Raw genomic sequence first — 7,470 nt, 5'->3', positions numbered from 1 at the left:
CATGCCGGTGACTCCGGAGATCAGGATGTGTACGCCAGGCTTGAGCGGCAGGTGCACGATCTCGCCGGTCACCTCGTCGATGCCGATGCCGTCGTAGCCGGGAACCCAGGTCAGGGACATGCCGTCCGAGGCGGAGCGGGTGCGCAGGTTGACCCTGGCCCACCCGCCCCGGGCGCCGCGCTCGATCTGCATCGGGGTCTCGCTCGACATCCCGAGCAGGGCCCGGATGTTCTCCTCGGACCGGCGCAGGTCGGCGGCGGTCCACTTCCCGTCCAGGCGGACCGCAACGACGATGCCGGCGGGCGTGAGCTCGGGGCGGCCGGTCAGGGTGCCGTCCAGGCCTCGCTCCTCGGCGTGCTCGGCCCAGTACTCCGGCTGAAGCCGGTCGAGCAGGTGCTGTTCCTCGACGGTCGGGACCAGGGCGTTCGGGTCGGCGACGGCGCGCGGACGGAGCTTGGTACGCACGATCAGGACCAGGCCGTAAAGGCCGGCCGCGCCGAGGGCGCCGAGCCCGGAGTAGAACCATCCGACCGGCGGCATCGCCTCGACGGCGGCCAGGCCGAGCACGCCGACGACGGCCACACCGCCAGCGGTGATCTGCCACATCGCGGCCGGGTAGGCGCGGCGCAGGCGTCGCAGCTCCTTGCCGGTGCGCCGGGCGGCGGCGGACTTCGGGTCCACCCGGCGGGCCTTGGCGTGGTCGCGGCGGGCTTCCTCGAGGTGCGGACGGACCTCATCGCGCAGCTCGATGCGCCGCGCGGTCTCAGCCCTCCACTTCGCCACCGACCAGCTGAAGGCGCCGCGCATGTCGTCGGCGGCCAAGGCGCGCACGTGCGACCAGTCCACCCAGCCGCGATCCGCGCCCACCTCCGGCTCCGCCTCGGGCTCCGGCTCGGCGGCCGGGGCGGAGGGAACCGCGGGGACGGTCCCGACGGCCGCGTCGAACTCGTCGAGGTCGTCGTACGCGGCCCAGTCCGGCTCCGGCTCGGCCACCGGCTCGGCCGGGACGGCCAGGCCGGAAAGCAGGGTGCTGAAGTCGCGCACGTCGATGCGCCCGGCCGCCGTGGCGGTGCGCGCCGCCTCGGCGGTGTCGTGCTGGTCGGTGTCCTGCGGCAGGTGCTTGGGGAACCGGCCCTCGATGAGCTCGCCCACGTCCTGGCCCTCCACGTTCTGCGACGAAGCGTGATCGGTGCGTGCGGTGTTCATAATGGCGCTTACCTCCGGCTGCTGGTCGGGGTAGCGGCGGAGCCCGGAGCCCTGAGAAAGCGGGGCTCCGCCGCGTTGACGGTCTGGTCAGGCTGCTGCGATCCGATCCGGACCACAGCGGCCACTACGGTGCTGAACAGGCCGAACGCGCCGAGGGCGACGGCGGCCAGGGCGAGCGGGGCGGCGACGACGGCGAGGGAGCCGCCGAGCCACATCCCGAACGCGGTGAAGAACGAGGCGATCAGGCGGCTCACGACTCCGCCCCCTCGCCGATCAGGTCGAAGATGCTGGTCTGCGCGGCGGCGTAGGCCCGGGCGCGCTCGGCCTTGGCCTTGCGCTCGATGCGGCGGGCGGTGCGCTCGCGGTCTTCCTCGCAGTCAGAGCAGATCACGGCAAGCTCGCCGGTCGGCTCGGTGGTCAGGGTCATCGCGCCGTTCGCGCAGCGCTTGCCGGGTATGGCGTGGGCGCGGGAGCAGCGGGCGCGGCCGGCCGATCCGTCGCACTGGCAACGGTGCTCGGCAGCCTCGGACAGGCGGCGGAAGGTCTGGACCTGGATCGCGGTGAGGCTCATCGGGCACCGCCGGTCTGACCCATCAGGGCCCAGATCAGCGGGCCGAACTCGGCGCGCTCCTCCACCGACATCCCGGCCCACATGCCCAGGGCGCGGGCCTTGCGGCCGGACTCGATCGCCTCGATCAGCAGCTCGACGCGGGCGCCGCGCGCCATGTCGGCCTGGTCAACCTGGCGGCTCATCAGATCACCGCCGAGCCGTTGGCGACCGCGACGGGCGCGGCCGGGGCCGGGATGACGACGGTCGGGATGGAGGCGTTGGCGATGCGCTCGCGGGCCGCGTCGAGAGCCTTCTTCGCCTTCGGGTAGCTCGTGTGCAGCTCGGCCTGCGCGGCGCGGTAGGACAGGCCGGACGCACCGCCGGACGCGGCCAGCGCGGCGCGCTCGGCGACCTCGGCGAGGTCGATCAGCTCCGCGTCCGTGTGCGTCTGGACGGTGCGCACTCGGCCCGCGCCCGGGGTCTGGGTGCGCGGGGCGCGCGGCGTGCTCGGCGAGGCGGCCGGGCGCGGCGCCGGGGCCGGGGCAGTCGCGGGCTGAGCAGCGGCGGGAGCGGTCGGGGCGATCACCTCGGGCTCGGGCTCGGCGAACGGCTCGGGCGCGTCCTGGGGCTCGTCGGCGAGCAGGGCCGCGATCGACTGATGCGCGGTCAGTTCGCTGCGCACACCCTCGGCGCCGTGGCCCTGCAGACGCAGCGCGATGCGCTCGCCGAGCGGGGCACGGGTGCGCCAGGTGCGGCCGTAGTGCAGGCGCATCCGACCCTTGACCACGCGGCGGGCCGCGTCGCGGTCGAGAGCGCCCCGGTAGGTGCGGATCTGGTTCACGCGCATCTGGCGCCACAGGCGGAAGGTCGGGACCGGCCGGAGCAGCCACAGCGAGATCCGCAGCCGCTCGATCGGCGGCTTCGCGTTCTCCAGGCCGGCCAGGCGGCGCACGACCAACCCGCCCGCCTCAACGACCAGGATCCACATCAGCGGGCCCGCGCCGTGAATGACCATGGAGTACGCGGTCTTCTGATCGGCGCAGTTCAGGTACAGGGTGTAGGCGGACAGGCCGGTCGGGGCGAGGCTGATCAGCCGTGAGGGCATGCCCGCGAGGGCGAGGGTCAGGGACAGCATGGTCAGCACCGCGATGCCCAGGTCGATGATGACCGGCAGCACGAACGACCAGCCGTGCAGGTCGTGCGCGGCCGAGGCGGCAACGCTGCGGAACGAGAGGCCGAAGCCGAGCAGGCCGAGGATCGCGGCACCCGCGAACGCGGCCTTGAGCAGCGACCCGATCAGCGAAGACGAGGGCTGCCAGTGGAACATCTGCTCGCGCTCGGCGGTCTTGGGCGCGGCCTGGTCGTCGTCGGCCGGCCAGTCCGGGCAACCCGGCTGGCACACGTGCGGATCAGTGGAGAGACGGGCCACAATGGCCATGGGTCTTCCTTTCGAGAGACGGACCCAATCTGCGGCTCCCGGTCTGAACCACCGGGGGCCGCGCTGGTTTCCCAAGGTAGGCGACTGTCGAGAAATCCGCAAGCGTTGTGGATCCCTCGACTCTGCGATATGGTCCCGCCATGACCTTGACGGAAGATCAGCAGGCCGACGCACTAAGGCGTTTGGCCCGCGCAGTGGCCAACGCGGAAGCGGCTCAGGCTGAGCTGGTTGCTGCGGCAGACCATGCACGTGGTGTCGGTGTTTCCATCACACGAATCGCGGAGGTGGCGAAGACCTCGCGTGATCGCGTCTACGGCTGGCTGCGGAAATCCACGCAGGCCAACGACACTGACGGGTAGCCAGGCGGAGGTGCCGACTCCGGAAATACCGTCTGCTGAATCGGCCGGTCGCTGTGGCAGGGTCCGCGTATGAGCCCTGCCGACATCCGACCCCTGCGCGTCGAGTCCACCCCCTGTCGGCATCAGGGTGCAGAATCATCCCCAGAAAACCCAGAACGGTCCGCTTGGCAGGCGGACCGCTCAGAGTAAGGCGATCAAGTCCGGATTCCCGTCCGGCCTGATCGGAACCACCCGAACCCAACTCGGAAGGTCCCTTCGTTGGCCAGCGTAAGTTCTGGCGGCTCAGGCGCCAAGTCGGCGCGCGTGTCGCGTTCATCCAGTGATCGAGCCACTACGGCGCGCCCCTCGACGTGCCGTTCGTGCGCCGAACCACTCCCCCCGAAGACCGGCGCAGGCCGGCCTTCGGCGTACTGCTCGGTCGCCTGCAAGTCGCGCGCACAGCGCTCGGCAGCGACCGATGCGAAATTACCCCGCCAGCGGTCCAAACCCGCAGGTGGCGCGGGGTTTTCGGCTGCGCGGAGCGCGCCGCTAGGAAAGAAATCAACAGAGTTTCCCAGGGGTGCGGAGTTAGACGCTTGTCCAAATCCCTCGGACGAGCGTCGGAAGGCGGCCGAGGAACGGCTGAAAGCCGAGGGCCAGAAGCGGCGTTCCCGCAGGTACGCGATGCGCCGCGTGCTCTGGAAGGTAACCAAGGTCAAGGCGTGCGCGGCCTGCGGACGCCAGCTGATGGACCATGAGACCGGCCTGATCATCATTCAGACCGCCGAGGGCTACTCGATCACCCTCGGTCAGTACAAGTGCGCGCGCGTCTGGCTGTGCGCGGTCTGCTCGGCGAACATCCGGCAGGCTCGCGCCGAGGAAACCGTCGCGGCGCTGGTCCCGTGGATCGAGCGCGGCGGCATGGCGCTGCTCGTCACCCTCACCGCCCGGCACACCGCCGCTCACCGGCTCGAACAGCTGATGGACGCGATTCAGGGCACGCGCAAGGCGGCGAAGGTGGACGTCGATGCCGCGCGCGCGCAGCTCGCCGAGGTGCGAACGGCCGCGAAAGCCGCGCGGGCGGAGGCCTGGAAGCGCAGGCTGCGGGCCGTCGATGCCGCAAAGCAGGCCGCGCCGAAGGGCTCGAAGAAGGACGCGGCCGACGCGGCACGCGCACGCAGCGAGACGTGGATCGAGCAGGTCAAGGCCGAGACGGAAGCGCTGGTCGAGGCGGCCAAGGCGAAGGTCAGGGCCACCGACCGGCAGGCGGGCGCCTACCAGCGGCTGATCACGGGCGGGACCTGGGCCGGTCGGCCGGACCGTGAGGCCTCGGGAATCAGGGACCGGATCGGCTACCTCGGGATGATGCGATCGACCGAGGTCACGGTCAGCGTCGCCAACGGCTGGCACCCTCACCTGCACCTGATCGTGTTGCTCGGTGCCCAGATCGAGGGCGAGGGCGAAGACCGCGCGATCACGGGCGTGTTCAAGCCGCCGCAGGCCGCGTTGGACGAGTTCGAGCAGCACGTGCGCAACGTGTGGGCGGGCACGCTGCGGCGGATCGATCCAGCGATCGAGCCCTCGCTGAAGTGCTTCGAGCCGGGCTGCAAGTGCGGCGGGAAGGGCCACGCGGTGGACATCCAGCCGATCCACACGGTCAAGGACGCCAAGGCCAAGGGCGAGTACGTGGTCAAGACCCAGGACGGGCGCAACCCGGCCTACGAGCTGACGCGCGGGGACAACAAGGACGGCCGGTTCGAGGGCCACATGACGCCGTTTCAGCTGCTCGAACGCATCGGGGCGTTCCTCGGCGGCGTGGTCCTGGACGACGACGGCCCGGACCTGGATTGGTGCATGGCCCGGTGGGTCGAGTACGAGCCCGCGGTTACCGGCCGCCGCGCGATGGAGTGGACCCGGTGGCTGCGGCAGCTGCTCGGCATCGAGGGCGGCGACAGCGCGGAAGACGATGCTGACCTCCAGTTCGAGGCGGACGTGCGTGCGGACTTCGTGGCCGGGGTGCAGGTGCAGGCCGAGGCCTGGCCGCACGTGACCAAGCGCGCGTTGGACCTGGCCGCTCAGGAGGCGGTCGAGGGCAGCGAGCCGCTGGAGTTGGCGAAGGTCGAGGCGGTCATCGTCGGGCAGGCCGGCGCCGAGCCCGGTTCCGTGCGGCTGCTCAGCGCGGGCGAGGTCGCCGAGGCCTGGGATGGGGTCATGGCGAAGATGGCCAAGCGGCGCGAGGAAGCCGCCGCGCGCCGAGCCGTCGAGGCCGAGCAGGAAGCCCTCGCCGAGAAGGCCGGTCCGGTTGCCGCTGATCGGCGCGCCGCGCGGCGCAAGGCCGATGCCGGGGGGACGGAGGCGTGACGAATCTCGCTGTCGCGCCAACTGGCGCGCCGAGGTTCTACCTCGGCTGCCCGGAACCGGCCTGGCTGGAGCAGACCGATGTGCGGTTGTTCGTCAGTGACCACCGGCTCGGCCGGCGCCGGTCGCTGCCGCGCGCCCGGGGTCCATGGGCGTTGGACTCGGGCGGGTTCACCGAGTTGCAGACCTTCGGCCGGTGGACGGTGGGCGCGGCCGAGTACGCGGGCCGGGTACGCCGGTACCGGGATGAGGTCGGCGGCCTGGAGTGGGCGGCACCGCAGGACTGGATGTGCGAACCGGCGATCATCGAGGGCGGATTCTTCCGGCCGTTCCGGTTCGTCGGCACGCACCTGTCCGTGCTCGAACACCAGCGGCGGACCGTGGCGAACCTCTGCGAGCTGAGGTCGATAGCTCCGGATCTGCCGTGGGCGCCGGTGTTGCAGGGCTTCGAACTGGCCGACTACGCGCGCTGCATCGTGATGTACGGCGAGGCGGGGATAGACCTGGCGGCCGAACCCGTCGTCGGGTTGGGGAGCGTGTGCCGGCGGGAGGCGACCGAGGAAATCCGCGAGATCGTGACCGCGATGAACGAGGCCGGGATTCGGAATCTTCACGGGTTCGGGGTCAAGGCTGGCGGCCTGGAGGGCTACGGGCACCTGCTCGCCTCGGCCGACTCGATGGCGTGGTCGTACATCGCGCGGCGAGAGAAGATCCGGATGCCCGGCCACACACACCAGAACTGCGCGTCGTGCCTGCCGTTCGCGCTCGGATGGCGCGCCCGGATCGTCGGCGGCGAGGCGCCGGCCATCCGCGATTCCCCGGCCCTCGTGACGAAACTCCCGGCCGCGCCAGCTGGCGCCGTGGCGCCGTGCGAGTCCTGCGGCGGCAGCATCACGGCGCGGCCGACCGGGCGCCGCGCGCGGCACTGCTCGCAAGCCTGCCGACAGCGCGCGTACCGGGCGCGCGCTAACAGGCCCGACGTGGCCTGACCTGCTGGGACTGTTATCTGCCGCCCCGTGACCTGCGGGAACGCGGGGCGGCGGAGGGCGGCGAAGGATACCGGGCCGACCTTGCCGAAAACCCTGCGCAGGGTTCCCGGCAACCTTGCCGAAAACCCTGCATTCGCAGGTCAGGGGCGCGCAGCAAGGGATAGCGGTTGGTTCCCAAAGTGCGCCCGTCAAAATCCTTGACGGGTGGCGAGTCGTCAAATACTTTGACGCTAGGGCCGATGGTCGGCCCGGATCGGAGAGCACTGATGGACATGGAAAGGCCCTGTGACATCACGGTCACCTACCAGGACGGGACCCGCGTGGTCCACCGGTACGTGACCGGCGAGCGGGTGCGGGAGCTGGAGAACCTGCCGTTCGCGGATCCGAAGGTCGTCTCGGCCGAATCCACGGACAGCGAGCCCCGGCCGCACGGGGAGTACTTCGACTTCCACCGCGCCGTGGATGACCTGATCGAGCAGGTCAGGGACGCGGCGGACCCGGGGTACCTCAAGGAGCCGCTGCCCGCGCTCGGCCTGGCGGCGTACGTGCGCGCCCGGTTCGCGGACGAGCTCGGCGGCCTGGTCCGCGCGG

The 7,470-nt window shown here is 71.3% G+C and carries 8 protein-coding genes and 1 pseudogene; 4 read left to right on the top strand and 5 right to left on the bottom strand.

From position 1 onward, the window contains the following. The 5 genes and pseudogenes from VFB40_RS24940 to VFB40_RS24920 form a co-directional block, all read right to left on the bottom strand. Positions 1 to 1,206, bottom strand: a pseudogene (locus VFB40_RS24940) (hypothetical protein); the annotation flags it as partial. Between the two features lie 8 nt (positions 1,207 to 1,214). Then, entirely contained in the window at positions 1,215 to 1,460 is a 246-nt protein-coding gene (locus VFB40_RS24935; protein WP_324854775.1) for a hypothetical protein, read from the bottom strand. Then, positions 1,457 to 1,777 (bottom strand): hypothetical protein, encoded by a 321-nt coding sequence (locus tag VFB40_RS24930; RefSeq protein ID WP_324854773.1) that lies wholly within the window; start codon positions 1,775 to 1,777, stop codon positions 1,457 to 1,459. Before VFB40_RS24930 ends, VFB40_RS24935 begins: the two co-directional genes overlap by 4 nt. Next, positions 1,774 to 1,959: a hypothetical protein gene (locus VFB40_RS24925; protein WP_324854771.1), complete on the bottom strand. Its 186-nt coding sequence runs from the start codon at positions 1,957 to 1,959 to the stop codon at positions 1,774 to 1,776. Before VFB40_RS24925 ends, VFB40_RS24930 begins: the two co-directional genes overlap by 4 nt. Then, complete coding sequence (locus tag VFB40_RS24920) at positions 1,959 to 3,194, bottom strand: DUF2637 domain-containing protein (RefSeq protein WP_324854769.1); 1,236 nt, start codon at positions 3,192 to 3,194, stop codon at positions 1,959 to 1,961. The genes VFB40_RS24925 and VFB40_RS24920 overlap by 1 nt, the downstream gene beginning before the upstream one ends. A gap of 140 nt (positions 3,195 to 3,334) precedes the next feature. Here VFB40_RS24920 and VFB40_RS24915 point away from each other — a divergent pair, with 140 nt between their 5' ends. The 4 genes from VFB40_RS24915 to VFB40_RS24900 form a co-directional block, all read left to right on the top strand. After that, positions 3,335 to 3,553 carry a hypothetical protein gene (locus tag VFB40_RS24915; protein WP_324854767.1) on the top strand — a complete coding sequence of 73 codons (219 nt, stop codon included), beginning with the start codon at positions 3,335 to 3,337 and terminating at the stop codon, positions 3,551 to 3,553. A 672-nt stretch (positions 3,554 to 4,225) separates the two neighbouring features. Continuing rightward, complete coding sequence (locus VFB40_RS24910; RefSeq protein WP_324854765.1) at positions 4,226 to 5,893, top strand: hypothetical protein; 1,668 nt, start codon at positions 4,226 to 4,228, stop codon at positions 5,891 to 5,893. Next, entirely contained in the window at positions 5,890 to 6,879 is a 990-nt protein-coding gene (locus tag VFB40_RS24905) for a deazapurine DNA modification protein DpdA family protein (RefSeq protein WP_324854763.1), read from the top strand. Before VFB40_RS24910 ends, VFB40_RS24905 begins: the two co-directional genes overlap by 4 nt. A gap of 266 nt (positions 6,880 to 7,145) precedes the next feature. After that, positions 7,146 to 7,470, top strand: a 325-nt coding sequence (locus VFB40_RS24900) for a hypothetical protein (protein ID WP_324854761.1), incomplete at its 3' end; no start/stop codon positions are given.

This window comes from Actinocrinis sp., assembly GCF_035650855.1.
Classification (GTDB): Bacteria; Actinomycetota; Actinomycetes; order Streptomycetales; family Catenulisporaceae; genus Actinocrinis.
This window is presented reverse-complemented; position numbering and strand designations above follow the sequence as displayed.

Bases quoted from the DNA above. Each gene is read 5' to 3' on its own strand.
- VFB40_RS24930 (WP_324854773.1), bottom strand. From the start codon at position 1,777: ATGAGCCTCACCGCGATCCAGGTCCAGACCTTCCGCCGCCTGTCCGAG.
- VFB40_RS24925 (WP_324854771.1), bottom strand. From the start codon at position 1,959: ATGAGCCGCCAGGTTGACCAGGCCGACATGGCGCGCGGCGCCCGCGTC.
- VFB40_RS24920 (WP_324854769.1), bottom strand. From the start codon at position 3,194: ATGGCCATTGTGGCCCGTCTCTCCACTGATCCGCACGTGTGCCAGCCG.
- VFB40_RS24915 (WP_324854767.1), top strand. From the start codon at position 3,335: ATGACCTTGACGGAAGATCAGCAGGCCGACGCACTAAGGCGTTTGGCC.